The sequence below is a fragment of the Nonomuraea sp. NPDC005692 genome, from assembly GCF_040631115.1.
Classification (GTDB): domain Bacteria; phylum Actinomycetota; class Actinomycetes; order Streptosporangiales; family Streptosporangiaceae; genus Nonomuraea.
In genome coordinates this window covers 47022-71546 of sequence record NZ_JBEXYU010000015.1, presented here as the reverse complement: position 1 = coordinate 71546, position 24525 = coordinate 47022, and the positions used below count along the sequence as shown (strand labels likewise).

The 24525-nt window shown below is 72.6% G+C and carries 22 protein-coding genes; 8 read left to right on the top strand and 14 right to left on the bottom strand.

The genetic code is table 11. The annotated features are described in order from the left end of the window. Positions 1-41: 41 nt before the first annotated feature. The 4 genes from ABZ459_RS28220 to lhgO form a co-directional block, all read right to left on the bottom strand. Entirely contained in the window at positions 42-701 is a 660-nt protein-coding gene (locus ABZ459_RS28220; protein WP_357976592.1) for a response regulator transcription factor, read from the bottom strand. Positions 702-784: 83 nt separating this feature from the next. Beyond that, entirely contained in the window at positions 785-2197 is a 1413-nt protein-coding gene (locus tag ABZ459_RS28215; protein ID WP_357976220.1) for a HAMP domain-containing sensor histidine kinase, read from the bottom strand. Next, positions 2197-2889: a response regulator transcription factor gene (locus tag ABZ459_RS28210; protein ID WP_352361663.1), complete on the bottom strand. Its 693-nt coding sequence runs from the start codon at positions 2887-2889 to the stop codon at positions 2197-2199. Before ABZ459_RS28210 ends, ABZ459_RS28215 begins: the two co-directional genes overlap by 1 nt. A gap of 17 nt (positions 2890-2906) precedes the next feature. After that, positions 2907-4097: an L-2-hydroxyglutarate oxidase gene (gene lhgO / locus ABZ459_RS28205; protein ID WP_357976217.1), complete on the bottom strand. Its 1191-nt coding sequence runs from the start codon at positions 4095-4097 to the stop codon at positions 2907-2909. Positions 4098-4170: 73 nt separating this feature from the next. Here lhgO and ABZ459_RS28200 point away from each other — a divergent pair, with 73 nt between their 5' ends. Next, a complete protein-coding gene (locus ABZ459_RS28200) occupies positions 4171-4542 on the top strand; it encodes a hypothetical protein (RefSeq protein WP_352361667.1) in 372 nt (123 codons plus the stop codon). A 4-nt stretch (positions 4543-4546) separates the two neighbouring features. Here ABZ459_RS28200 and ABZ459_RS28195 read toward each other — a convergent pair whose 3' ends face one another. Then, positions 4547-5545: a hypothetical protein gene (locus tag ABZ459_RS28195; protein ID WP_357976215.1), complete on the bottom strand. Its 999-nt coding sequence runs from the start codon at positions 5543-5545 to the stop codon at positions 4547-4549. A 35-nt stretch (positions 5546-5580) separates the two neighbouring features. Then, complete coding sequence (locus tag ABZ459_RS28190) at positions 5581-6852, bottom strand: MATE family efflux transporter (RefSeq protein ID WP_357976212.1); 1272 nt, start codon at positions 6850-6852, stop codon at positions 5581-5583. 70 nt (positions 6853-6922) lie between these two features. Here ABZ459_RS28190 and ABZ459_RS28185 point away from each other — a divergent pair, with 70 nt between their 5' ends. Continuing rightward, entirely contained in the window at positions 6923-7891 is a 969-nt protein-coding gene (locus ABZ459_RS28185; RefSeq protein WP_357976209.1) for an aldo/keto reductase, read from the top strand. Between the two features lie 147 nt (positions 7892-8038). Here ABZ459_RS28185 and thpR read toward each other — a convergent pair whose 3' ends face one another. The 4 genes from thpR to ABZ459_RS28165 all read right to left on the bottom strand — a co-directional run bounded on the left by thpR (position 8039) and on the right by ABZ459_RS28165 (position 11901). Then, positions 8039-8596, bottom strand: a complete 558-nt coding sequence (gene thpR / locus ABZ459_RS28180) for an RNA 2',3'-cyclic phosphodiesterase (protein WP_357976206.1) — start codon at positions 8594-8596, stop codon at positions 8039-8041. Between the two features lie 31 nt (positions 8597-8627). Beyond that, on the bottom strand, positions 8628-9869 hold the full coding sequence (locus tag ABZ459_RS28175) for an MFS transporter (RefSeq protein ID WP_357976203.1): 1242 nt from the start codon (positions 9867-9869) through the stop codon (positions 8628-8630). Between the two features lie 23 nt (positions 9870-9892). After that, positions 9893-10339, bottom strand: coding sequence for a MarR family transcriptional regulator (locus ABZ459_RS28170; RefSeq protein ID WP_357696577.1), 447 nt, complete (start codon positions 10337-10339; stop codon positions 9893-9895). Between the two features lie 125 nt (positions 10340-10464). Then, entirely contained in the window at positions 10465-11901 is a 1437-nt protein-coding gene (locus ABZ459_RS28165; protein ID WP_357976200.1) for an NCS2 family permease, read from the bottom strand. 91 nt (positions 11902-11992) lie between these two features. On the opposite strand from ABZ459_RS28165, the gene ABZ459_RS28160 reads away from it, so the two are divergent. Both ABZ459_RS28160 and ABZ459_RS28155 read left to right on the top strand, forming a co-directional pair. Next, entirely contained in the window at positions 11993-12205 is a 213-nt protein-coding gene (locus tag ABZ459_RS28160) for a DUF2530 domain-containing protein (protein ID WP_357976197.1), read from the top strand. A gap of 92 nt (positions 12206-12297) precedes the next feature. Then, positions 12298-13758, top strand: a complete 1461-nt coding sequence (locus ABZ459_RS28155) for an alpha/beta hydrolase (RefSeq protein ID WP_357976195.1) — start codon at positions 12298-12300, stop codon at positions 13756-13758. Between the two features lie 43 nt (positions 13759-13801). On the opposite strand, the gene ABZ459_RS28150 is transcribed toward ABZ459_RS28155, so the two are convergent. Both ABZ459_RS28150 and ABZ459_RS28145 read right to left on the bottom strand, forming a co-directional pair. After that, positions 13802-16834, bottom strand: coding sequence for a hypothetical protein (locus tag ABZ459_RS28150; RefSeq protein WP_357976192.1), 3033 nt, complete (start codon positions 16832-16834; stop codon positions 13802-13804). An 82-nt stretch (positions 16835-16916) separates the two neighbouring features. Next, entirely contained in the window at positions 16917-17717 is an 801-nt protein-coding gene (locus ABZ459_RS28145) for a DUF3027 domain-containing protein (RefSeq protein WP_357976190.1), read from the bottom strand. 167 nt (positions 17718-17884) lie between these two features. On the opposite strand from ABZ459_RS28145, the gene ABZ459_RS28140 reads away from it, so the two are divergent. Then, a complete protein-coding gene (locus tag ABZ459_RS28140) occupies positions 17885-19351 on the top strand; it encodes an MFS transporter (RefSeq protein WP_357976187.1) in 1467 nt (488 codons plus the stop codon). Here the strand turns inward: ABZ459_RS28140 and ABZ459_RS28135 are convergent. Together ABZ459_RS28135 and ABZ459_RS28130 are read right to left on the bottom strand one after the other, a co-directional pair. After that, positions 19348-19743, bottom strand: a complete 396-nt coding sequence (locus ABZ459_RS28135) for a cold-shock protein (protein ID WP_352320910.1) — start codon at positions 19741-19743, stop codon at positions 19348-19350. The two genes, ABZ459_RS28140 and ABZ459_RS28135, sit on opposite strands and share 4 nt — an antisense overlap. 90 nt (positions 19744-19833) lie before the next feature. Then, on the bottom strand, positions 19834-20442 hold the full coding sequence (locus ABZ459_RS28130; protein ID WP_357976184.1) for a haloacid dehalogenase-like hydrolase: 609 nt from the start codon (positions 20440-20442) through the stop codon (positions 19834-19836). 112 nt (positions 20443-20554) lie between these two features. Between ABZ459_RS28130 and ABZ459_RS28125 the strand changes: the two genes are divergently transcribed. The 3 genes from ABZ459_RS28125 to ABZ459_RS28115 all read left to right on the top strand — a co-directional run bounded on the left by ABZ459_RS28125 (position 20555) and on the right by ABZ459_RS28115 (position 24514). Continuing rightward, a complete protein-coding gene (locus ABZ459_RS28125) occupies positions 20555-20947 on the top strand; it encodes a hypothetical protein (RefSeq protein ID WP_357976181.1) in 393 nt (130 codons plus the stop codon). Positions 20948-20981: 34 nt separating this feature from the next. Continuing rightward, positions 20982-21599 (top strand): helix-turn-helix domain-containing protein, encoded by a 618-nt coding sequence (locus ABZ459_RS28120; protein WP_357976178.1) that lies wholly within the window; start codon positions 20982-20984, stop codon positions 21597-21599. Between the two features lie 584 nt (positions 21600-22183). Then, positions 22184-24514, top strand: a complete 2331-nt coding sequence (locus ABZ459_RS28115) for a helicase-associated domain-containing protein (RefSeq protein WP_357976175.1) — start codon at positions 22184-22186, stop codon at positions 24512-24514. Positions 24515-24525: the final 11 nt, after the last annotated feature.

Below are 24525 nucleotides of genomic sequence, written 5' to 3'. Positions count from 1 at the left end.
AGCGCCCGGGACGGTCCACCGGGCGGGGCCGCGCGGTGGGATCAACCGGCGGGCGGCGGCTCCCTGAGCACGTACCCGACGCTGCGCAGCGTGTGGATCAGGCGGGGCTCGACGTCGTCCACCTTGCGCCGCAGGTAGGAGACGTACGACTCGACGACGCCGGCGTCGCCGCCGAAGTCGTAGTTCCACACGTGGTCGAGGATCTGCGCCTTCGACAACACGCGGCCGGCGTTGACCATGAAGTAGTGCAGCAGCTTGAACTCCGTCGGGGACAGCCGTACCTGGCGGCCGGCCCGCCAGACCTCGCGGGCGTCCTCGTCCAGCTCCAGGTCGGCCACCTTCAGCCGGCTGGCCGGCGCCCCCTCCGTCCTGGTACGGCGCAGCACCGCCCGGATCCTGGCCTGCACCTCCTCCAGGCTGAACGGCTTGGTGACGTAGTCGTCGCCCACCCGGAGGCCGGCGATCTTGTCCTCGGTGGCGTCCCGGGCGGTGAGGAACAACACGGGCGCGTCGATCCGCCTGGCCACCTCGAACCCGTCCAGGTCGGGCAGCATGACGTCGAGCACCACCAGGTCGGGTGAGGCGCGTTCGGCGACCTCGACGGCCTCCTGCCCGTCGGCGGCGGTCAGCACCTCGAACCCGGAGAAGCGCAGGCTGGCGGAGAGCAGGTCCCTGATGCTGGGCTCGTCGTCCACCACCATGATCAACGCCTCGCGGACCTCGCGGAGCTCGGGTTTTGTCACGATTCCAGGGTGACCCAGGCACCTGAGGGTTAGCTGAAGGCTCACTCCAAGGCGAGTGGGAGTTCGACCCGGAAGGTGGAGCCCTCCGCGGGCGAGCTGGTCAGCGTCACGGTCCCGCCATGGGCCTGGACGAGCGCCTGCACGATGGCCAGGCCGAGCCCGCTGCCGCGGTCCTCGGAGGAACGGCGGCGGCTGCGCGCGGAGTCGGCGCGGTAGAAGCGTTCGAAGACCCGCTCGACCTGCTCGGGCGGCAGGCCGGGGCCGCTGTCGGCGACCTCGGTGAAGACCGTGTCGTCGGTCGCCCCGGCCCGGACGACGATGGGGGTGCCCGGCTCGGTGTGCACGATGGCGTTGGTCATGAGGTTGCTGATGACCTGCCGCAGGCGCACCTCGTCGCCGGAGACGATGAGCGCCGCGCCGCCGACCACGTCCAGCTTCACCGTACGGTCGGGGGCGAGGATCCTGGCGTCGTGCACGGCGTCGGCGACCAGGGCCAGCATGTCCACCGGGCGCATCTGGAGCGGGCGCTGCTGGTCCACCCTGGCCAGCAGCAGCAGGTCGTCCACCAGCAGGCTCATGCGCCCGGCGGCCTTCTCCACGCGCTGCATCAGCTCGGCGGGGTCGGCGCCGGGGTTCTGGCGGGCGTACTCGGCGAAGCCGCGGATGGAGGTGAGCGGGGTGCGCAGCTCGTGGGAGGCGTCGCCGACGAACTGGCGCATGCGGTCCTCGGAGCGGCGGGCCGCCGCCTCGGACGCCGAGCGCGCGGCGAAGGCGGTCTCGATCTGCGCGAGCATGCCGTTGAGCGACCTGGCCAGGCGGCCCACCTCGGTACGGGGGTCGGCGTCCGGCACCCGGCGGCCGAGCTCGCCGCCCGCGATGGCCTCGGCCGTGCGCTCGATCTGGCCGAGCGGACGCATGCTGCGGCGCACGATCGTGACGCCCGCGACCGCCAGGATGAGCAGGATGCCGCCGCCGCCGAGCAGCTCGATCAGCACGAGCCGCCGGGTGATGGCGTCCACCTCCTCCAGGTCCACCGCGACGACCAGCGTGCGCCGCTGGATCACGCTCTGCAGCACCCGCCACTCGCCGTCGCCGCCGGCGGCGGGCGCGGTGTAGGCGTCGTCGCCGGGCGACTCGCGCAGGACGGGCTTGGGCTTGGCGTCCACGTCGCGGTCGCGCAGCATCGGGACGAACGCCTCGCCCGGCTCCTTGACCAGCGCGATCGCGTCGGACTCGATGAGGATCGGGCGGTCGGGGGTCTCCCTGTCCCGGCGCCAGTCGCTGACGACCTTCTTGTGCATGCGCACGCTGAGCAGGTTGAGCTGGCTGTCCACCCGGTCCATGAGGTAACCGTGCAGGACCGAGACGCTGACCAGGCCGACGAAGGTCATGCCGCAGCCGAGCAGGGCCAGCATCGCAGCGATCAGCTTGACCCTCAGCGGCAGGGCTCTCATCAGGGGCTCGGCGGCAGGCGCAGCACGTATCCGACGCCCCGCAGGGTGTGGATGAGCCGGGGGCTACGGTTGTCGATCTTCCTGCGCAGGACGGACACGTACGACTCCACGATGCCCACCTCGCCCCTGAAGTCGTAGTCCCAGACGTGGTCGAGGATCTGGGGCTTGGACAGCACGCGGCCGGCGTTGGTCATGAAGTAGCGCAGCAGCTTGAACTCGGTCGGCGAGAGCGAGACGGCGTTGCCGCCGCGCCAGACCTCGTGGCTCTCCTCGTCCAACTCGATGTCGGCGAAGGTCAGCCTGGGCGGCGCGGCCTGCGCGTCCCCGCTCGTACGCCGGAGCACCGCGTGGATCCTGGCCACGACCTCCTCCAGGCTGAACGGCTTGGTGACGTAGTCGTCGCCGCCGATCGTGAGCCCGCGGATCTTGTCCTCGGTCTCGTCGCGGGCGGTCAGGAACACCACGGGCGTGTGCAGCCCGCCGCTCCGCATCCGCCGGACGATCTCGAACCCGTCCAGGTCGGGCAGCATGACGTCGAGCACGACGAGGTCGGGCCGGTGCCGTTGCACGGCGTTGACGGCGTCGAGGCCGCTCTTGGCCGTGGTCACGTCGAAGCCCGCGAACCTCAGGCTCGCGGCGAGGAGTTCGAGGATGTTGGGGTCGTCCTCGACTATCAGCAGGCGTGATTCCATCACATCCAAGGATGCCCTCATCGGGAGAGTGCTGGAACAATTCCGGCGATATGCCGGGCAATTGCCAGGCTTGACGTCGCCGCGGGCGAGGGCGCGTTGCGGACCAGGACCACGCTCCCGTGGACGTCGACCACGAAGTCGTCCACCAGCCGGCCGTCCCTGGCGACGGCCTGGGCGCGTACGCCGCCGCCGGTCCTGACGAGGTCGGCGGCGGTGAGCTCGGGCACGTACCGCCGGGCGGCCCGGACGAAGGCGCTCTTGACGAGCGAGCCGTAGACCTCCTTGATCCCGGTACGCCAGTGGGTGCGAGCCATGCGAAGCGTCCCCGGCCAACGCATAATTTGACCGAAATTTCGTACATCTCGCCATCTGTAGCCTTCGTAGGCCAGGGCCAGCACCGCGTTCGGCCCCACCAGGACCTCGTCGTCGATGTGCCTGGTCAGATGCACGCCCAGGAACGGGTACCGCGGGTCGGGCACCGGGTAGATCAGCCCGCGCACCAGCTCCCTGGCCGTCCCGGCCAGCGCGTAGTACTCGCCCCGGAACGGCACGATCCGCACGTCCCCCGGCGCCCCGGCCATCCTGGCGACCGCGTCCGTGCCGAGGCCGCCGCAGACCACCAGCCGGTCGAAGGTGAACCGCCGCCCCCCGGCCAGCACCTCGACGCCCCTCGACGTCTCGCGGATCGCCCGGACGGGGTGGGACAGGCGTACCGAGCCGCCCGTCCTTGCCACGTCGAGGGCGAGCGCGCGGGCGACGGCGGGGAAGTCGGCGATGGCGGTGTGCGGCGAGTGGATCGCGGCGACCCCGACCGCGTGCGGCTCGATCTCGCGCAGGCCGAGGCCGTCCAGCTCGGCGACGCCCGGCACGCCGTTGGCCCGCGCCCGCTCGGCCAGCGCGCGCAGCGGCGCGCGCTCGGCCCGCGTGCTCGCCACGACCAGCTTGCCGACCTCCCGGTAGGGCAGCCCGTGCTCGGCGCAGTACGCCTTGAGCAGCGCCACGCCCTCCCGGCACAGCCTGGCCTTGAGCGAACCCGGCGGGTAGTAGATCCCGGCGTGCACGACGCCGCTGTTGTGCCCGGTCTGGTGGGCGCCGACGCGCGGCTCCTTGTCCAGCACGGTCACCTCGGCGCCGCGGGTAGCGGCCAGCTCGCGCGCCACGGCCAGTCCGACGATCCCGGCGCCGACGACACCGATCTTTTCCGTCACACACCTGATTTTCCTGGTAAAGGCCGCCCTGCCGCCATACCTGGGCGAATCGAACATGAGTACGATGGCCTTCATGTACGTCCCGCCAGAGTGGCCCGCCGAGGTCCGCCCGCCCAGCGTCCCCGACTGGGAGACCTCGGCGGTGGCCTGGCTGCTCGACGCGGTGCCGCCCGACTACCGGGCCTACGAAGTGCTGAGGCGGCACCCGGTGGCCCTGGCCAGCATGGCCAGGCATCACGTCCGGTCGGCGGTCGAGGCCGCCCGCGCGGGCTATCGCGGCGCGGCCGTCGATCTCAAGGGCCACCTGCCGCCGCACGCCATCGAGGCCGTGCTCGACACCTACCGCGAGGAGGGGCCGCGGCTGGTGCGCCTGTCGCGCTCGATCGAGGTGGTCGAGCGCGCGCTGCGCGGCGACATGTTCACCGCGACCATGCGCAACCCCTGACTGCTCACCGGGTGCGGCGCGCGATGAAGGTGATCACCCCGGTCGCGCCCGCGGCCGCGGCCAGCCAGATCAGCACGTCTTTGGCGGTCAGGCCGCTCGGCTCGGTGGTGTCGGACGGCCGCGCGCTCTCCTGGGCGGCGACGGGCTTCGGTGTGGGGGTGCGCGTGGCCTGGGCACGCTCGGGCAGCGGCACCCGGTAGACCGGGCTGTTCGGGCCCTCCGAGCCGACCAGCAGGGCCTTGCCGTCGGCGGTGTAGGCGATCGACTCGGCCTGCCGCAGCTCCGGCATGGTGACCCTGGCCAGGGTCTCGCCGGATGGGCGGTAGAGGGTCGCCGAGAAGTACGTGCGGATGACGTAGGAGGAGCCGTCGGGGGCGTAGGCGGCGTCCGTGGCCATGATCGGGGCCGCGGCTACCCTGCGCAGCACGTTGACCTTGTCGGAGCGCAGCCGCTTCGGCGCGGCGTAGACGGACCCGGAGAACTCCTTGGACACGACGTAGAGGCGGCCGGTGCGCGGGTTGATCATGATGCCTTCGGCGTTGCGGCCGCCGCCGGCGTAGCGGAAGCGGTAGCGGGTGGCCGGCAGCGTGGCGTCCCGGAGCGTGCGCGGCTCGGCGACCTTGTAGATCGACACGTCGGGCCAGGCGCCGTCGAGGTTGTCGCCGATGTCGGCGAACCAGAGCGTGCCCTGCCCGGTGGCCGGGTCTCTGGTCGCGGCCATGGCCTCCCAGTCCCTGGCCTGGGCGCCGCGCAGGTGGAAGGTGGCCTTCGTCCGCCCGTCGGCGCCGACCGCGTAGAAGACGGGGGCGGCGGAGCTGTCGTTGTGGGTGTAGAAGACGTTGTCGTGCGTGGGCGACACGGCCAGGCCGCTCGACTCGGTGATGGTGCGGTCCTTGAACGTGAACAGCTTCTCCGGCCCGTCGTCGTCGGCCCACGCCGGAGCGGCCGACAGCGCGAACGTCGCCGCCACGGCGGCCAGGACCCGGAACACGACATCCCCCACCTCGCCATCATGCCCCACGGCTGCGCCCGGGACGCTCAGGCCACCGCCTCGGCCGCGCCCACGCGGGCGCTGTGCCGGCGGAACCCGGCCCCCTGGAGCACCAGGAGCAGGACGTTGGCCGCCGCCATGGCCGCCCAGAGCCCGGTGATGCCCCACGTCCGCGCCACCGGCACCGCGGCCGCCAGGAGCGCGCCGTAGCCGATAACGAAGTAGGCCAGGCTGGCGCCGGACCTCTTGAGCGCGGTCAGCCCCATGCCGTGCACTGCCTGCGCGGCGTCGGCCAGCGACGACACCAACATCAGCGGCAGCAGCGCGAGGGCCCGCTCGCGTACGGCCGCGTCACCGGTGAACAGCCCGAGCACCCGCTCGCCGAGCAGGAGCAGCGCCAGGGCCGCGGCCAGCGTCCCGGCGACGGCGAGCAGCGCGGCGGCGCGGTTGGCCCGCCGCGCCGCGGCCGGGTCGCCGGCGCGGGCCACCTCGGGCACCGACGCCTGGGCGACGGAGAGCGAGGCCAGCATGAGGAGGCCGGTGAGCGTGGTCAGCACCGCGTGCGCCGCGGTGTCGCGGGCGCCGGTCGTGCCCGCGGCGAACGTGACCACGCCGAGCACCCCGAACTTGATCAGCACGGTCGCCGCCAGCGGCACGCTGACCCTGGCCAGCCGGACGATCTCGGTCATCCTGGGCCGCCCCTGCCCGATCGGCCGCCCGAGCGCCCGGCGCAGCAGGAGGCTCGCCACGACCGCGGCCACCACCCCGGCGACCAGCCAGGCCACGCCCACGCCGTCGAGACCGATCCGCGGCGCCAGCACCACGGTCAGCACGCTCAGCACCAGACCGAAGGTCAGGCTGGGCCACAACACGTCGCGGCTGCGCCCGAGCGCCACCAGGATCGTGCTCGCGCCGCCGGTCGAGGCGAAGACCAGCAGGTAGCCGGCCAGACACCAGGGCAGCAGACCCAACTCGCCGACCACCTCGGCGGGCACCCCGCTCACCCGCGCGAGCACGGGCACGCAGATCACGGCGAGCGCCCCCAGCGTGCCCGTGGCCAGGCTGAGCCAGCGCGCGTCCCGTACGACGGGCACCGCCGCGCCCGGATCGTCCCGGTACGGCGCCACGAACGGCCCGAGCCCCCGCAGCGCGCCCTGCACGGCGGCGGTGGCGGGCGTGAGCACCGCGGTCATCACCGCGAAGGCGGCCAGCGCGACCGTCTCGTGGTTGCCGAGCACGGACGTGATCACCAGCGTGCCCACCATGCCAGTGACCATCGCCAGGAAGATCGGCAACGCGGCGCGGAGCAGGACGATCACGACGACCCCGCGCAGATCATGAACTCAGCCTATGGCCTGGAGCGCACTCCAGGTATTTAGTGTGGACCCCATGGACTATGTCAACCTCGGACGCAGCGGCCTCCAGGTGAGCCCGCTCTGCCTCGGCACGATGAACTTCGGCCCGCTGACCTCGGAGGAAGACTCCTTCGCGATCATGGACAAGGCCCACGACCTGGGCATCAACTTCTTCGACACCGCGAACGTCTACGGCTGGAAGAAGGGCGAGGGCATCACGGAGAACATCCTGGGCCGCTGGTTCGCCCAGGGCGGCGGCCGTCGCGAGCGCACGGTCATCGCGACCAAGCTCTACGGCGACATGGGCGACTGGCCCAACGAGCGCCGCCTGTCGGCACTGAACATCCGCCGGGCCTGCGACGCCTCGCTGAAGCGCATGCAGACCGACTACATCGACATCTACCAGGCCCACCACGTCGACCGGAACACGCCTTTCGAGGAGTTCTGGGAGGCCATGGAGGTCCTGCGGCAGCAGGGCAAGGTCATCTACGTGGGCTCGTCCAACTTCGCGGGCTGGCACATCGCCAAGGCCCAGGAGACGGCGGCGCGGCGCGGCACGTTCGGGCTGACCAGCGAGCAGAGCCACTACAACCTGCTCACCCGGACGGTGGAGCTGGAGGTGCTGCCCGCCTGCGAGGACTACGGCATCGGCGTGATCCCGTGGAGCCCGCTGGCCGGCGGGCTGCTCGGCGGCGTCCTACGCAAGATCGACAAGGGCCGGTCCGCCTCCGACACCATGGTCCGGGAGCTGGACAAGCACCGGGACAAGATCGAGGCGTACGAGAAGCTCTGCGACGAGCTGGGCGAGGACCCGGCGTACGTGGCGCTGGCCTGGCTGCTGCGGCAGCGCGCGGTCACCGCCCCGATCATCGGCCCGCGCACGCTGGAGCAGCTCGAAGGCAGCATGCGCACGCTGGAGATCGAGCTGGACGAGGCCACCCTGGCCCGCCTCGACGAGATCTTCCCCGGTCACCGCACCGCCCCGGAGGACTACGCCTGGTGACGGCGTGACCGGCCGGGCCCGGCACGACCACGGGCCCGGCCGCCCGGGGCGGCTCAGGTCAGCAGGGCGCCGAGCAGAACGATCAGGAACAGCAGGCCGAGCACGAGGGGCAGCAGCCAGGGGCGAGGACGGTCCACGCCCTGGAGCCTAGCCCCGCTTCACCGGTGCGAGCGCCCAATCGCCGAGTGACTCGTACCTCACCGCAGGCCCGGTGTGGCTGTGGAACAGGTGCAGCCGCTCGGCCCGCCACGGCGTCCCGGCGAACCCGGCCAGCGACTCCACCAGCTCTCTGAGGTCGGTGTCCGTCCGGGCCCTGGCCAGGGTGAGGTGCGCGTGGAACCGTTTCTCGTCGGTCTGCACGGCCCCCGCGCGGCGGCCGGCCGCGCGGGCCGAGTCGGCCAGCCGGGTCATGGAGTCGCCCGCGACCCCGGCCCAGAGCACCCTGGCCCGCCGCGCCGAGGAGAACGCCCCGGCCCCGGCGAGGGCCAGGTCGAGCACCGTGTGCCGGTGGGCGGCCCGCTCCAGGCGCACCCGCAGGTCGGGCAGCGCCCGTTCGGGCACCTCGCCGTAGAAGGCCAGCGTGACGTGCCAGGTAGGGCGGCCGGCCCAGCGCAGCCCCGGCACCTGCCCGACGTACGGCGCCACGGCCCGCTCGACCTCGTCGAGCGCCTCCTCAGGCGGAACCACGGCCGCGAAGAGCCTCATGTCATGCGATTGTCCCCCGGACGGGAACGGATCACGCCATCGCCAGCGCGGGCCTGGCCATCCGGTTGCCGATCAGCTTGGTCACCAGCACCGCGAGCCCGGTGCCCACCAGGACGAGCACGCCCGACAGCAGCACGCCCGTACGCGGCCCGCCCAGCTCCGACAGCCACCCGATCAGCGGCGCCCCGACAGGCGCTCCCCCGGTGAAGACCAGCATGTAGATGCCCATGACCCGGCCCCGCATCTCGGGGGACGTGGCGATCTGCACACTCGCGTTCGCGGCCGTGTTGATGGTGATCAACGCGATGCCGGTCGGGACGAGTAGCAGCAGATAGACGGGGTAGAAGGGGGCCAGCCCGGTCAGCACCTGGAACAGCCCGAACCCGATCGCCCCGGAGAAGAGCACCTTGCGCGAGAGTCTGGCCCGCCGCGCCGCCAGCAGCGCGCCGCCCAGCGCGCCCACCGCGAACATGCTGGAGGCCAGCCCGAACGACGACGCCCCGGCGCCGAACACCTCGCGGGCCATCAGCGCGATCGACATCGAGAACGACTGCGAGAACATCGACACGAAGGCGATCAGCAGTATCGGCATGAGGAGCTCCTCGCGCCGCAGCACGTACCGCAGGCCCTCCCTGAGCTGGCCCTTGGCCCTGGGCACCGGCTCGGACAGGTTGAGCTCGGACTTCCGCATGAAGACCAGGCTGGAGATCACCGCGCCGAAGGTGAGCGCGTTGATCAGGAAGATCGGTCCGGTGCCGCCCAGCACGGAGATCAGGATGCCGGCCAGCGCGGGGCCCACCACGCGGGCGAGGTTGAAGATGGAGCTGTTCAGGGCGATGGCGTTGGGCAGGTCCTGCCGTCCGACCATCTCGACCACGAACGCCTGCCTGGTCGGCACCTCGACGCAGGAGATCAGGCCGAGCAGGAACGCCATCACGAACACGTGCCAGACCTGCGCGGTGCCGGTCATGGTCAGCACGCCGATGGTGAGCGCGAGCACCGCCATCATCGACTGGGCGGCGATGAGGATGGGCCGCTTGGGGTATCGGTCGGCGAGCACGCCGCCGAAGAGCCCGAACAGCAACATCGGCAGGAACTGCAGGGCGGTCGCCAGGCCGAGGGCCGCCGCGCTGCCTCCCACGCCGTGCGGGCCCTTGGTCAGGTCGAGCACCAGCCAGTCCTGGGCGGTGCGCTGCAGCCAGGTGCCGACGTTGGAGACGGCGCCACCTGCCGCGAACATGCGATAGTTGCGAACCTTGAGCGACCGGAACATCCCGGTCTTGGGTTGCTCAGGCTCTATATCTTGCTGAGCTTCTCCAGGATCGGCGCCGCCTGCCGCAGGATCGACCGCTCCTCCGGCGAGAGCTCCTTCAGCCGCTGTGTCAGCCACGCCTCCTTGCGGCGGCGTTCCTCCTTCAGCAGCGTCTGGGCGGCCTCGGTCACGGTCACGGTCACCTGACGCCGGTCGGTCGGGTGCGGGGTGCGTGCGACCAGGCCGCGTTCCTCTAGCGCGGCGATCACGCGCGTCATCGAGGGCGGTTGCACCTTCTCTAGCTCGGCCAATTCGCCGGGGGTTATCCCGGAATGCCGTTCCACGGCGGCGAGCGTCGCGAACTGGGTGGGCGTCAGCGAGTGCGCCGCCGCCTGACGCCGGAGTCGCCTGGTCAGCCTTGCCATCGACACGCGCAGGGCTGAGGCCAGGCCCGCGTCGCTGCGCAGGTCCATCTTGGGCTGGTTGTTCATTAGCACGTCTCATTACCTTTGCTAACTATATGCGAAGGCAAGATATTTCCCTAGGTCAGGTTCGTCTCACTCCTTGATACCCCGAAGCCGCCCCACATGCGCGGGGCGGCTCCTGGACATCGAGGTCAGAGACCGATCGCGGCCCGGATCGGGCCGATCGCGAAGTAGAGGACGAACAGCGCGGTGACGCCCCACATCAGCGGGTGGATCTCGCGCGCCTTGCCCCGTACGACCTTGACCAGCACGTAGCTGATGAAGCCGGCGCCGATGCCGTTCGAGATGGAGTAGGTGAACGGCATGACGACGATGGTGAGGAAGGCCGGGATGGCGATCTCGTAGTCGTCCCAGTCGATGTCGCGGATGGCGGTCATCATGAGGAAGCCGACGACGACCAGCGCGGGCGTGGCGGCCTCGTAGGGCACGACGGCGACCAACGGCGCGAAGAAGATGGCGACCAGGAACAGCACACCGGTGACCACGCTGGCCAGACCGGTCCGCGCGCCCTCCCCGACGCCGGCGGCCGACTCGATGTAGGTGGTGTTCGACGAGACCGAGCCGGCGCCGCCCGCCGCCGCGGCGATCGAGTCGACGAGCAGGATCTCCTTGGTCCGCGGCAGCGTGCCGTCGGCCTGGACCAGGCCCGCCTGACGACCGACGCCGACGATCGTGCCCATCGTGTCGAAGAAGTCGGTGATGAGCAGGGTGAACACGAACAGCACGGCCAGCAGCACGGAGATCCGGCTGAAGGCGCCGATCGGGTCGAACTCCGTGAACAGCGTCAGCGGGTTGTGGAAGCCGAAGATCTTGTCGGCGGCGGGGATGGCGGGGACGTTGAGCTGCCAGCCGCCGGCGTTCTTGGGCGAGGCCGCGCCCACCTTGGTGACCGCCTGGACGACCATCGCCAGGACGGTCGAGCCGACGATGCCGATCAGGATCGCGCCCTTGACCTTCCGCGCCACCATGGCGGCGGTGGCCAGCAGGCCCACGATGAACACGAACACCGGCCAGGAGGTGAGCTGGCCGCCGATGCCCAGCTCCAGCGGCGTGCCCGCGGCCTTGCGCACGAAACCGGCGTCCACGAAGCCGATCAGCGCGATGAACAGGCCGATGCCGACGCTGATGGCGGTCTTGAGCTGGGCCGGGATGGCGTGGAACACCGCCGTCCGCAGGCCGGTCAGCACCAGGATCGCGATGATGACGCCTTCGAGGAAGACCAGGCCCATGGCCTCCTCCCAGGTCATCACCGTGGCGATGTTGAAGGTCACGAAGGCGTTGAGCCCGAGCCCGGCGGCCATCGCGAACGGCACCCGGCCGACCACGCCCATGATGATCGTCAGGATGCCCGCCACGAACGCCGTGCCCGCGGCGACCAGCGCCACCTGCGGGGTCGTGCCATCGCCGATGACCTGGCCGTCGATGTCCTTGCCATAGGCGAGGATGATCGGGTTCAGCACCACGATGTAGGCCATCGTGAAGAACGTGGCCAGGCCGCCACGTACCTCACGGGAGATCGTGGAGTCTCGTGCAGAGATTGCGAAGAAACGGTCTATTGCATTACGCATGTCACTCACGGGGCGAAGAGTGACAGTACTGGTGAGCTGGGAAAAGTGTCCGCAATCGGATCGAGACCCGATTGGAAGCTAGGGTGGACACGTGAAGCAGCAGTGGCACCCTGATCCCGAGCCGATCAAGACCAACGACACGGCCGCCGTCGGTGCCGGCACCGCCCTGTGGGCCGTCGCCCTGATCGTCCTGCTGATCTTCCGCCCGGCCCCCGAGAACACGTGGTGGATCTGGACCTGCGTCACCGGGGTCGGCTTCGGCCTCTTCGGCATGTGGTTCGTCCGCCGTCCGCGCCGGGGTTGACATTCATCATCTTCCGGACATCTCCGAAGTCATCAGGAAGCCATGTCTCCCTCCACTACCTGGGCGGACACCGTCCCGGCAGGCTGGTCAGCATGAAGAAGGCGATGTTGACGATCCTGCTGGGCGCCGCCGTCCTCGCCGGGTGCGGCACCACAGGTGAGCCCGCGAAGCAGGCCGGCCCCGGCAAGGGCACCGTCGCCTGGAGCCCGTGCACCGGGCTGACCGGGCCCGACGGCAAGCCGCTGCCCAAGGACGAGGCCGTCCAGTGCGGGGCCGTCCAGGTGCCGCTCGACTACGGCGACCCCGGCGGCCAGAAGATCGACCTGGCGCTGATCCGGATCAAGGCCACCGGCGACCCGCTCGGCTCGCTGGTCCTCAACTTCGGCGGGCCCGGCGGGTCCGGCGTCGACACGCTGGCCCAGGCCGCGAAGGCGTTCGGCAGCCTGGGCACCCGCTACGACCTCGTCAGCTTCGACCCCCGCGGCGTCGACCGCAGCGCGGGCGTCAAATGCGGCGGCAAGCTCGACGCCCTCCTCGCCGCGCCCGCCGGGGCCGACGGCGAGGCGATGTCGAAGAAGTTCGCCGCCGCCTGCGAGAAGGACTCGGGCAAGATCCTGCCCCACGTGGGCACCGTGAACGCCGCCCAGGACCTCGACCGCATCAGGGCCGCGCTCGGCGACCGGCGGCTCAACTACTTCGGCTTCTCCTACGGCACCCACCTCGGCGCCGTCTACGCCACCCGCTTCCCCGCGAACGTCGGCCGCTTCGTCCTCGACGGCGCCTTCGACCCCACGGTCACCTTCGAGCAGCGCGCCGTCACCCAGGCCACCGGCTTCGCCCACGCCTTCGAGGCGTTCGCCGAAGACTGCGTGGCCCAGACCTGCGACCTCGGCCAGGACCCGGCCGCCGTGCGGAGCGCCGTCGAGAAGCTGCTCGACGGGCTCAGGAGCAAGCCGCTCAAGGTCGGCGACCGGCAGCTCACCTACGGCCTGGCCCAGCTCGCCGTCATCACCCCGCTGTACGCCAAGTCCGCCTGGCCGGTGCTGGAGCAGGCCGCCGCGGCCGGCATCAAGGGCGACGGCGCCACCCTGCTCGCCCTGGCCGACGCCTACACCGGACGGCGGCCCGACGGCACCTACTCCACCATGATGACCAGCCTGCAGGCCATCACCTGCGCCGACACCACCGAACGCCCGACCGCCGCCGACATGGCCCGGGTGGACGACAGGATCAAGAAGATCTTCCCCATCCTGTCGGCGGACGGCACCGCCACCGCCTGCGGCCACTGGCCCACCCCCGGCGACGACGCGGCCAAGCGCATCGACGCCACCGGCTCGGCGCCCATCGTGGTCATCGGCGGCAAGGGCGACCCGGCCACGCCGTACGAGTGGGCCACCGCGCTCAACGCCAAGCTGAGGACCGGCGTGCTCATGACGTACGAGGGCGAGGGCCACGGCGCCTACCTGAGCGGCGACGGGTGCGTGACGCGCGCGGTGGACGCGTACCTGCTGAACGGGAAGGTGCCGGCGGCGGGCACCACCTGCGCGGCCTGACCGCGGCGGGCCGCCCCCCGAACGGGGAGGCGGCCCGCCGGTCTCAGGACAGGTCGGCCTCGGCCAGCAGCAGCGGCACCGCCTCCGGGTCGCGCAGCAGCGCGGCCACGGCCAGCCGGTCGTTCCACTGGCCCGTGGCCCAGGCCAGCCCGCGGGCCAGCCCGTCGACGCCGGTGCAGTGGACCGCGCCCTCGAAGAAGCGCCACGTGCAGGCGACGCCGTCGACCAGCAGCTTCTCGTGCTCGACGTACGTCTCGGGCGCCGTCGGCAGCAGCGAGCGCACCTGCGGCGGCACCGCGCGCACCTCGCCCTGCGAGGTCACCTCGCCGGTGGCCAGCTCGCCGGCCAGCGGCAGGTCGAGCAGCTCCGACAGCGCCTCGGCCAGGTCGTAGGAGGCCAGCACCAGCGGCCGGTCGGTGACGAGCTGCAGCAGGTCGGGGGCCTCGACCACCACGGCGTCCTCGGCGGCGGCCACCACGATGTCGCCGCCGAGCACCGCGCGCACCCGCGAGGGCGGCTCGACCCGGGACGGATCGACGGCGGCCAGCGCGATCCACAACGCCCGCAGCTGCGCCCGATCGACCTCGATCGCCGGGTCGGCCATCAGCTCCAGCAGCTCCTCGGGGCCGCCGTGGGCGGCCAGCAGCTCGGCGAGCGTGGTGCGCACGCCGAGCATCGACAGCGCCGCCTCGTCGAGCCCGGCCGGCGCGTCGGCGTAGAGGCCCTGCAGGAGCGGGTCGGCGCCGGGCAGCCGCAGCTCAAGCGGCTTGCGACCGCCGAGCACCGGATGGTTGGCCAGCCACCACGCCGTGTAGGAGGGCACCTCCACGCCCTCGACGCGCAGCGGGTGCAGCGCGGCCCGCAGCGGCGGGCGGGTCAGCAGCGGCAGCGCGGCCGCCCAGTCGGCCACCAGCTCAAGGTCGCGCACCGCCGCGAACTCGGCCACCACCGGCGGCACCGCGAGGTCGGGCAGCAGGTCGAGCACGTGGTCGAGCCAATCGTCCTCGCCGTCGAGGTCGTGGTCGCAGTCGTCGTGGTCGAGCAGCACGTCGGAGTCGTGGGCGACGGCGAACCCGTCGAGCACGCCCGCCGCCGCCAGCACCCGCGCCCCGTAGGTCTCCTCCAGCTCGGGCGCGGCCACGCCGAGGTGGCTGTCGGCGGCCAGCAGCCCGGCCAGGGCCCCGTCGGCGAGCATCAGCTCACCGGCCGCGTAGAGCTCGCCGTCGGCGCCGCGCAGCGCCAGCTCGGCCAGCCACGGCGCCTCGCCCGGAACCAGCCCGGACGCCGCCACCAGCGACAACACGGCCCGCGCGACCGGCTCGGGGTCGGCGCTGTCGAGCGACTGCGCGACGGCGGCCTTGGTCAGCGGGTCTTCGAGCACCGTGCGCGGGGTGGCCTCGGCGGCGCCCAGCCGCAGCAGCGCCGGATGGGCCGCCTCCGGATGCACGATGCGCAGCCCGAGCGGGGTGAGGTCGAGGTCGGCGCCGCCGTCGGTCAGGATCAGCGTGCCGCGCGGGCCGCGCACCACACGGCCGTCGGTCAGCGGCACCGGCAGCGCGCCCAGCGACTCGGGATCGTCGGCGGGCAGCACCGCGTACAGGGAGCGCCACCAGGACGGCTCACGCGCCTCCACGGCCTCCCCGGACAGCAGGTCGACCACGTCGGCCAGCTCCACCCGGCGCACGCCCAGGGCGACCATGGCCGGATGCCTGGCCGGCCACCCGGCGGGCAGCAGCCCCGGCACGAAGGCGGCCACGGTGTCGAGCAGCTCGGCGGTGGCCCCGGCCACGACGGCCGCCTCCCGGCCCGCGACCACCCAGCCGTCGCCCTCGGGCTCTCGCGCCGGATGCTCGACCCGCCACTCGGCGTCGGGCTCGTAGACCTCGGCCTCGGCGAAGGAGGGGGTCTGGACCGCGGGCGCGGGCGCCGACAACGCGGGCAGCAGCGGCGCGGACGGCAGGCGTTCGAGCACGGCCCGCCGGACACGCGCGTCGAGCTCGCCCTTGCCCATGAGGGACGGCACCAGGTCGAGCAGCCTGGACGTGCGAGGCAGCTCGCCCAGCAGCCGGACGTAGGCGTCGGCCGCCCGCTCGACCAGGAAGTCGGTGAGCGGCCCCTTGGCGACGTGCCGCCGGTCGGTGGCCATCGGGAAGGACGCGATCAGCAGCGCGGGCAGGTCGACGGGCTCGTCGCTCGGCGTCGGGGCGTGCACGACGGGCGGCACGGCGGCGGGCAGCGGGCCGGGCTCGCCGGTGCCGGTGACGGGCACCGCCCAGCGCAGCGACCAGAAGGGCCGCGCCCGCTCCTCGGTGGGCCGGTCGGCGAACAGCCTGGCGACCTCGTCGGCGGTGAACTCGCCGGAGTCCGACACGACGTGCCAGCCGTCGGCCACGACCGTGCGGGTGGCGCCGTCGAGGTCGATCTCGATGGCCTCCAGCGCGGGCAGGCCGAGCAGCAGCGCCGGGCTGGTCTCGGCCAGCATGACCCGGACGGCGTCGACCGCCGCGGCGTCGCGCAGCGGCAGCCGGACGAGCGTGTCGAACCCATCGGGCACCTCCAGCGGCGGCGCGTCGAACGGCAGCCTGAGCAGCGGCACGTGGCCCGCCCGGTCGGCCAGCTCACCCGCCAGCACGGGAATGCCCGCGACCAGCTCGGACGTGCCGGCCCGCGACCAGCGCACCGAGCCGCCGCCGCGCGAGCCAATGGCCGGCTCGTCGCAGACGGACACGACGGCCGCGAAGCCCACGCCGAACCTGCCGGCCGCGCCGATCTCGTCGCGCTTGCCCGACACGCGCAACGTGGACAGACCCTCCACGCCGGTCGCGTCGAGCGGGGCGCCGGTGTTGGCGGCCGTCAGCACGTCGCCGCGCAACGTCAGCCGCAACACCCCTGGCACCCCCGCGCGCAGCGCCGCGTCGGCGGCGTTCTGGGCGAGCTCGACGATCAGCCGGTCGCGGTAGCCGCCGAGCGCGAAGTCCTCCTCGGCGTTGGCGTCCTCGCGGAACCGGGCGGGCGAGGCCGTCCAGGCGGAGAGGACGGCGGCTCGCATCCGGTCAGTGCCAAAGGTGTCGGTCATCGATCACGATCCTGGTCGAGTGAAGAGGGGCCAGGGTAGGTTAGCCCCCCTGACCGACGAAACCGCCGTGCTCGTGCTCCGGTCAGGAGTGGCCGAGCTCCTCGGTGGCGGATCCGTCCACCGAGCCCTCTTCCTCCTCGATCAGGTCGTAACCCAGGTCGTCGAGGATGGGGATGGCCTGCTCGACCGGCGGGGGCAGCACGGCCGCCTCCGAGTGGGCGCCGCAGCCGTGGTCGGCGGCGACGACCTTGCCGTCGTCGGGGGCGTACTCGTTGGTGCAGACGCCGAACGACAGCCGCAGCTCACCGGAGAGCAGCCAGTAGAACCCGCAGGTGGAACACTGCGCGGGCGCGGCGTGTGCGATCGGAGTGTGTGGCCCGTGCTCGCCCGCGTGCCAGCGTCTGGCAGCCCGGTCTCTGCCGATGGCCGAGAGCACACGGGCTCGGCCCAGGCCGTACTCGAAAACCATCTGGCGATCGGCGTCTTCGTCGAGCTCGGTGAAACCGGGCGCCAGCCTGTCGTCGTCGTCGGGGGTCGGCAGCAGGTCGCCGACGCCCAGGTCGCCCGGCCGCAGCCGCTCGCTCCACGGCAGCCACTCGGGGGCGAGCAGCGCCCCGGAGCCGGGCAGCAGCACGGCCTCGCTGACCGTGACCTTCTTCGCGCGCGAGGCGCGGGTGACCGTGACGGCCCACCGCCAGCCGCGATAGGCCCGGTCGAGGCAGGCGAAGTAGTGGGTGACGATCCGGTCGCCCTCGCTCTCGAAGCCGAGGTGCTCGCCGGCCTCGCCCGGGTGCGCCAGCTCCTGCGCCGCGGCGCGCGCCAGATCGACTGCGGCGACGCAGGCCTGGTCGGGAGCGGGGACGCGGGCCCGGGTGCGGCTCATCGGGCCGCCTCCGCCTGAAGGTGCTGTTCGCTCACACTTCATTCTCACCCATAGGCGGACCTGGCAGACCCACAACCGCCGATCCGAAGCTGAGAAGAGGGGTGAATCGGGTAAGACTGGTAGGCGTGGGGGGTGGCTGGGAGCAGGCTCGGGACATCTCGCGGCGGATGGGTCATGCCATCGGCGGCGCGGGACGCGCCGGCGTGCGCGCGGGCCGGGCCACCGCGAGCGGCACCGTCCGGGCCGGCCGCGCCACCGCCGCGGGCGCGCGCAAGGCGGGCAGGGCGACCAGGAAGCTGACGTACGCGGGCGGCGCGGGCCGTACGGGGCTCGGCCGGCTGATCGAGCTGTCGGCCGGCAACAGCGCCGCCGACGCCCTGGTCACGGTGGCCCTGGCCAGCACGGTGTTCTTCGGCGTGCCGGTCGGCGAGGCGCGCGGGTCGGTCGCGCTCTACCTGGTCATCACGATGTTGCCGTTCGGGCTGCTCGCGCCGTTCGTGGGGCCGATCCTCGACCGGTTCAGGTCGGGGCGCCGCTACGTGATGGCCGGCACGCTGTTCGGCCGCGGGCTGCTCTGCTTCGCCATGGCCGCCGCGGTGGGGGCGGGCGACCTGCCGACGCTGTTCATCGGCGCGCTGGGCGTGCTGGTGTTGTCGAAGGCGTACAACGTGTCCAGGGCGGCGATCATGCCGAGCGTGCTGCCCGCCGACATCACCCTGGTCTCGGCCAACGCGCGGGTGGCGCTGTTCACGCTGGTCGCGGCGGGGGTGGCGGTGCCGGTCGGCGCGGGCCTGACGGCGTGGCTGGGCAGCGCCGTGGTGCTGCGCATTGCCATGCCGGCCTTCCTGCTGCTCGGCGTCGCCGCCGTACGCCTGCCGCGGCACGTCGACTCGCCCGACCAGGAGGAGGAGGGCGTGGCGCCGCGCTGGCGCACCCTGCTCAAGGTGGGCCCGGCCGTGGCCGAGGCGGTCTGGGCCAACGTGGCGCTCCGGATCTTCTCCGGTTTCCTGGTGTTCTTCCTGCTCTTCCTGGTCCAGGACAAAGCGGTGCCGTGGCTGGCCGCGCCGGCGGCGGCCGGCTCGTTCCTCGACGTGCCCAAGACGATCGCGCTGCTCGCGCTGGCCGCCGGGCTGGGCGGCCTGGCCGGCGCCGCGGTCGCCAACTGGACGCGCAACCACGCTCCCCAGGTGATCGTGCTGGTCACGCTGGCGGTGACGGCCGCGACCACGATCGCCACGGCCGTCCTGTTCGGCCTGTGGACCGCGCTGGCGGTCTCGCTGGTCACCGCGTTCGCCCAGGAGCTGGGCAAGCTCGCGCTCGACGCGATCGTGCAGCGGGAGATCGGCGAGGAGGTGCGCTCGTCCACGTTCGGGGTGGTGGAGGCGGTGCTGCAGTTCGCCTGGGTGTTCGGCGGCCTGCTCGGGCTGGTGTTGTCGCTGACCCGCAGCTCCATGGCCGGCTTCGTCGCGCCGGCCGTCGTGCTGACCGGCGCGCTCGGCTGGCTGCTGGTCACCAGGCGCGGACGGGTGCGGGCGGCCGAGGCCAAGCTGGCCGGGCAGCGGGCCGAGGCCCCCGATCAGCAACGGACCGAGACCCTCGACCACACCAAACCCCTGACGAACCCGGGCGGTTAGGCGTCGAGGTCGTCCGCGACGGCCCTGAGCACCTGGGCGATCTTCTTGGCGTGCGCCGCCTCGGGGTGCTTGCCCCGCTGGTAGGAGGTGGAGACGCCGTCGAGCAGCTTGATCAGGTCTTCGACGATGACGACCATCTCGTCGGGCGTCTTCCGCTTGCCCTTGGGTTTCGTCTTGGCCAGGGTCGGCGGCTGGTCCAGGATCCTGACCGACAACGCCTGCTGGCCCCGGCGTCCCTCGGCCACGCCGAACTCCACCTTCTGGCCTGGCTTGAGCGGGCCGGCGTTTGTGGGAAGCGCGGAGGAATGCACGAAGACCTCACCGCCGTCGTCACGGGTGAGGAAGCCGAAACCCTTGTCGGCGTCGTACCACTTGACCTTGCCACTCGGCACAGGAGGACCTCGTTCAAACAGTCGAAAAGGATGAATGGATGTAGGTTATGCCCCGAAGCGCGCGGAGGCGACCGGGAAAATGCCGGGCAATTACCGTAGTTCGGCGCGCGCACGCCATCCGGCGAACCAGTCGGCGAATTCGGTCAGGTCGGCGAGCGCCACATCGGCTCCGTGCTCACGCAGCTCTCCCACCGTGTAAGGGCCCGTCGCGACGGTCACGCTCATGGCGCCGCCCGCGCGTGCCGCCTCGATGTCGGCGACATGGTCACCAACATAAGCCGCCGCGCCGAAGCGCGCGAGTGCCGTTCCCTTGGCGGCCCCGAACACCGATCCGACCACTTCGTCCACGGCCAGCCCGAGCAGTTCGACGGTGCCGGCGGCGTCGCGCGGGTTCTTGCCCGTCACCACGATCACCCGGCCGCCGCGGGCCCGTACGGCGGCGATGGCCTCGTACGCGCCCGCCATCGCGGTGTGCACCGGAACGCCCACCGCGGGATAGATCTCCCGGAACAGCTCGGCGGCCGCGGGAATGGCCGCCGCCGGCATCCAGTTGGCCAGCTCGTACTCGAGCGGCGGCCCCAGCCGGGTGACGATCTCACCGCTGTCGATGTGCACGCCCAAACGGCTTGACAGCTCGTCGTAAACGGCCGCGATGCCTGATCGCGTGTCGGCCAATGTCATGTCCAGGTCGAAACCCACTGAGGTAGTCACCCGTGCAGGATGCCAAACGCCGCATCGACGTCGGTAACGGCCCTTGTTGTGGGACTCTGGGAATGGGCAGAAAGGAATTACTTATCGGAGAGGAGTGACCGTGTCAGAGACCCCCCGCACGACCGGCACGGGAGACCGGCTCGTCGCCGCCGCCGCTCCCCGTCCCCACCGGCCCGCCCGGCCGCGCGGCACGCCGGTGACGGCCTGGCGGCGCGTCGTGGCGTCGGTGGCGTACGCGGTGCGGCTGGCGTCCAGGCTGGCGGCGCTCTCCCTGGCGCTGCACGCCGTCTTCACGGTGTTCCGGGCCAACCCGGCCAACGGCTGGTACCAGCTCGTCGAGTCGCTGGCCGCGGGGCTCTCGCTGGGCCTGGCCAACCTGTTCCAGCTCACCGACCCGCGCTGGACCACGCTCGTCAACGACGGGCTGGCCGCGCTGGTGTGGCTCGTGGCCGGTTCGGCGCTGGCGGGCCTGGTCAGGCGCGCTGCGCCCTAACGACTACTCTCGTTGCGGAGGTATCTGCACAGACATGACCAGATCGACCCGTGAGCGGATCATCGACGAGGCCCTGCGGCTGTTCGCCGAGCGTGGCTACGCCGCCACCTCCGTGGCCGAGATCGAGGCCGCCTCAGGGCTCTCCCCCGGCGCGGGCGGGCTCTACAGGCACTTCAAGTCCAAGTACGAGGTGCTCGCGGCCGCGATCAACGAGCACGCCGCCCGCACCAGGAGCCAGGTCGCCGAGAGCCTGGCCGAGCTGAGCACCATGGAGGCCGCCGCCGGTCTGGAGGACCGCCTGTCGCTGCTGTGCCGGGCGGGCCTGGCCAAGGTGCGGGAGGAGTCGGAGCTCACCCGGGTGTTCTTCCGGGACCTGAGCCAGTTCCCCGAGCTGGTCGCGGTGGTCCGCGAGGGGCTGCTGCAGCCCATGTTCGACGCGATCACCACCTGGTTCCGCGCCCAGCCCGAGTACGCCGACGCCAAGGTCGACTGGACGGGCATCGCCGCGGTGCTCGGCGGCTCGGTGGTCCACTACCGGCTGTTCCAGGAGACCGTGGGCGAGATGCCGGGCCACGCGGAGAAGGACCAGTTCGTCGCCGCCTGGGTACGCCTGGCCGTCGGCCTGCTCCCCAGCCCCGCGCCGGTCAGCTGACGTCGAGCAGCCGGTAGGCCGGCCAGACGACGCCCAGAGCCGTACCGATCATGAACATGACTCCGCTGACCTCGAAGAACCGGGCGACGAACGCCTCCAGCCCCGGCCCCGGCCAGCTTGTCGCCCACCGTCCACGTGTCGCTGAACAGCACGGCCACCGCCCCCGCCGCCCACACCAGCACCGGCACCTGGAAGATCGCCACGGCCGGCAGCCCCACCGGCACCAGCAGCGCGGCCAGCGCCAGCACCACGACGGCGGCGACGTCGCGCGGCCGCCCCCTGAGCACACTGCCGGCGGGGTCCGCGGGTGGGTGGGCCAGGCGGCGGGCCTCGCGTTCCACCAGGGCCGCCGGGTCGCCGAAGCGCGTCAGCACCTTCGCGACGTCCCGGGCGTCCTGGCTGCCCCGCCGCTCCGCCTCGATCCTGGCCCGCAGCCGCCGTGCGAAGTCGAGCCGCTGGTCGGGCCTGAGCACGCCGTGCGCCGCGTCGGCCGCCCTGCTGACGTAGTTCAGGACCATTTGGTCCGCGCGCTCTATCACGTCTGGCAATGCTGCCCCGATCAGGGGGGACATACCATGGCAACGATGGAGTTCACGGAGTGGATCAGGGGGCGCACCGACGAACAGCTTCGGGCGCTCGTCTCCGCGCGGCCTGAGTTGATCACTCCGGTGCCCGCGCATCTGGAAGGGCTGGCCGCGCGGGCCGCCAGCCCTTCGGCGATCGGCAGGGTGCTCGACCGGCTCGACCGGTTCACGCTGGCCGTCGTCGAGACGCTGGCCGTACAGGACGGGCCGGTGACGAAGGCGGCGCTGCGCGGCCTGGTCGGGCGGGCGCTGGCGGCGGGCAGGCCCGAGCCCGCGCTGAGCGCGGCCCTCGACCGGCTGCGTGACCTGGCGCTGGTCTTCGGCCCCGACAACGCCCTTGACCTCGGGCCGGGCGTGCGCAAGGTCCTGGAGGAGCCCGCCGGGCTCGGCCCCAGGGTCGTCGACGTGTTCCGGCACCACCCGCCCGAGCAGCTCGACGAGATGGCCGACGACGTCGCCCCCGGCACCGACGGGTCCGGCAAGGAGCGGCTGGCCGCCGCGCTGGCCACCCCCGAGACCCTGGTGGCGGCGGTCTCGGCCGAGGCCAGGGGCGCGCTCGACCAGCTCGTGTGGGGGCCGCCGACCGGGCGGGTGCCCAACGCCAGGCGCGAGGTGCGCGTGTCCTCGGCCCGTTCGCCCATCGAGGAGCTGCTGGCGCGCGGGCTGCTGGCGGCCACCGGCGAGGAGAGCGTGACGCTGCCCCGCGAGGTGGGCCTGCACCTGCGCGGCGGGCGCGTCCACCGCGACCTGCTCGCCGTGCCGCCCGCGCTCGGCGGGGCCGCGCGCGACCGCGAGCTGGCCGACCGTACGGCGGCGGGCCAGGCGTTCTCGTTCGTCAGATCCGTGGAGGAGCTGTGCGAGCGGTGGAGCATCGATCCGCCGGGGGTGCTGCGCACCGGCGGGCTCGGCGTACGCGACATGAAGCGCACCGCGACCGACCTCGACCTGCCCGAATGGGCGGCGGCGCTGGTCGTCGAGGTGGCGCACGCGGCGGGGCTGGTCGCCGCGGGCGGCGGCGTCGACGGCGAGTGGCTGCCGACCTCCGGCTACGACCTGTGGCGGGTCAGGGCCACCGCCGACCGCTGGGTGACGCTCGCCGCGGCCTGGCTGCACATGGACCGGGTGCCCGGCCTGGTCGGCGAGCGCGACGACCGCGACCGGCCGCTCAACGCCCTGCACACCGACCTGCGCCGGGCCTCCGCGCCGGGGGTGCGCACGGCCGCGCTCGGCGTGCTGGCCGCCGCGCCGGGCCTGGCGCCCGACCGCGACTCGGTGCTCGAACGCCTGGCCTGGGAGCAGCCGCGCCGGCGCGGGCCGCTGCGCGAGCAGCTGACCGAGTTCGCGCTGCGCGAGGCCGAGCAGATCGGCGTGACCGGGCTCGGCACACTGTCCGGCCACGGGCGGGCGCTGCTCGACGGCGGCGACGCGGCCGGCCTGCTCGCACCGCTGCTGCCCGAGCCGGTCGACCACGTGCTGCTGCAGGCCGACCTCACCGCCGTCGCCCCCGGGCCGCTGACCAGCGAGCTCAACCGCTGGATGACGCTCACCGCCGACGTCGAGTCCAAGGGCGGGGCGACCGTCTACCGGTTCGGCGAGGGCTCGATCCGGCGGGCGCTCGACGCCGGGCACGGCGGCGAGGAGCTGCTGGCGATGCTGGCCCGCCATTCGGCCACGCCGGTGCCGCAGGCCCTGTCGTACCTGGTGACGGACGTGGCCCGGCGGCACGGGCGGATCCGGGTGGGCACGGCGAGCGCCTACGTCCGGTGCGACGATCCGGCGCTGCTCGACCAGATCACCGCCGACCGCCGTGCCGCCGCGCTGCGCCTGCGCCGGCTGGCCCCCACGGTGATCGCCTCGCGCTCGTCCAGGGCGGCGCTGGTGGACTCGCTGCGGGCCATGGGGTACGCGCCGGTCGCCGAGTCGCTCGACGGCGACGTGATCATCTCCCAGCTCGACAGCAGGCGTACCGAGGGGGTGGCGCCCGTACGCGCCGTGGCCTCGGCCGGCGGGCTCGATCCCGAGGTGGCCTCGGCGGCCGTACGCGCGCTGCGCGCGGGCGACGCGGCTCACCTGGCGCGGCGCGAGCCGGTCGACGCCCCGGGCGGCGCGGTGCCCCGCGGGCCCGCCACGGCCACGATCTCGGCCCTCCAGGACGCCATCAAGCAGGGCGTACGGGTGTGGATCGGTTACCTCGACTCGCAGGGCAACGCCACTTCGCGCATCCTGGAGCCGGCCCGGATGGAGGGCGGCTACCTGACCGCGTACGACGAGACCAGGGCGGCCGTCCACCGCTTCGCCCTCCACCGCATCACCGGCGTCGCCGGCCTCTGACCCGCCTTCCA

Coding starts and splice junctions, on each gene's coding strand:
- ABZ459_RS28220 (WP_357976592.1), bottom strand. CDS start 701: ATGGTGGTGGACGACGAGCCCAGCATCAGGGACCTGCTCTCCGCCAGC.
- ABZ459_RS28215 (WP_357976220.1), bottom strand. CDS start 2,197: ATGAGAGCCCTGCCGCTGAGGGTCAAGCTGATCGCTGCGATGCTGGCC.
- ABZ459_RS28210 (WP_352361663.1), bottom strand. CDS start 2,889: ATGGAATCACGCCTGCTGATAGTCGAGGACGACCCCAACATCCTCGAA.
- ABZ459_RS28200 (WP_352361667.1), top strand. CDS start 4,171: ATGTACGTCCCGCCAGAGTGGCCCGCCGAGGTCCGCCCGCCCAGCGTC.
- ABZ459_RS28185 (WP_357976209.1), top strand. CDS start 6,923: ATGGACTATGTCAACCTCGGACGCAGCGGCCTCCAGGTGAGCCCGCTC.
- thpR (WP_357976206.1), bottom strand. CDS start 8,596: ATGAGGCTCTTCGCGGCCGTGGTTCCGCCTGAGGAGGCGCTCGACGAG.
- ABZ459_RS28175 (WP_357976203.1), bottom strand. CDS start 9,869: ATGTTCCGGTCGCTCAAGGTTCGCAACTATCGCATGTTCGCGGCAGGT.
- ABZ459_RS28170 (WP_357696577.1), bottom strand. CDS start 10,339: ATGAACAACCAGCCCAAGATGGACCTGCGCAGCGACGCGGGCCTGGCC.
- ABZ459_RS28165 (WP_357976200.1), bottom strand. CDS start 11,901: ATGCGTAATGCAATAGACCGTTTCTTCGCAATCTCTGCACGAGACTCC.
- ABZ459_RS28155 (WP_357976195.1), top strand. CDS start 12,298: ATGAAGAAGGCGATGTTGACGATCCTGCTGGGCGCCGCCGTCCTCGCC.
- ABZ459_RS28150 (WP_357976192.1), bottom strand. CDS start 16,834: ATGACCGACACCTTTGGCACTGACCGGATGCGAGCCGCCGTCCTCTCC.
- ABZ459_RS28145 (WP_357976190.1), bottom strand. CDS start 17,717: ATGAGCCGCACCCGGGCCCGCGTCCCCGCTCCCGACCAGGCCTGCGTC.
- ABZ459_RS28140 (WP_357976187.1), top strand. CDS start 17,885: ATGGGTCATGCCATCGGCGGCGCGGGACGCGCCGGCGTGCGCGCGGGC.
- ABZ459_RS28120 (WP_357976178.1), top strand. CDS start 20,982: ATGACCAGATCGACCCGTGAGCGGATCATCGACGAGGCCCTGCGGCTG.
- ABZ459_RS28115 (WP_357976175.1), top strand. CDS start 22,184: ATGGAGTTCACGGAGTGGATCAGGGGGCGCACCGACGAACAGCTTCGG.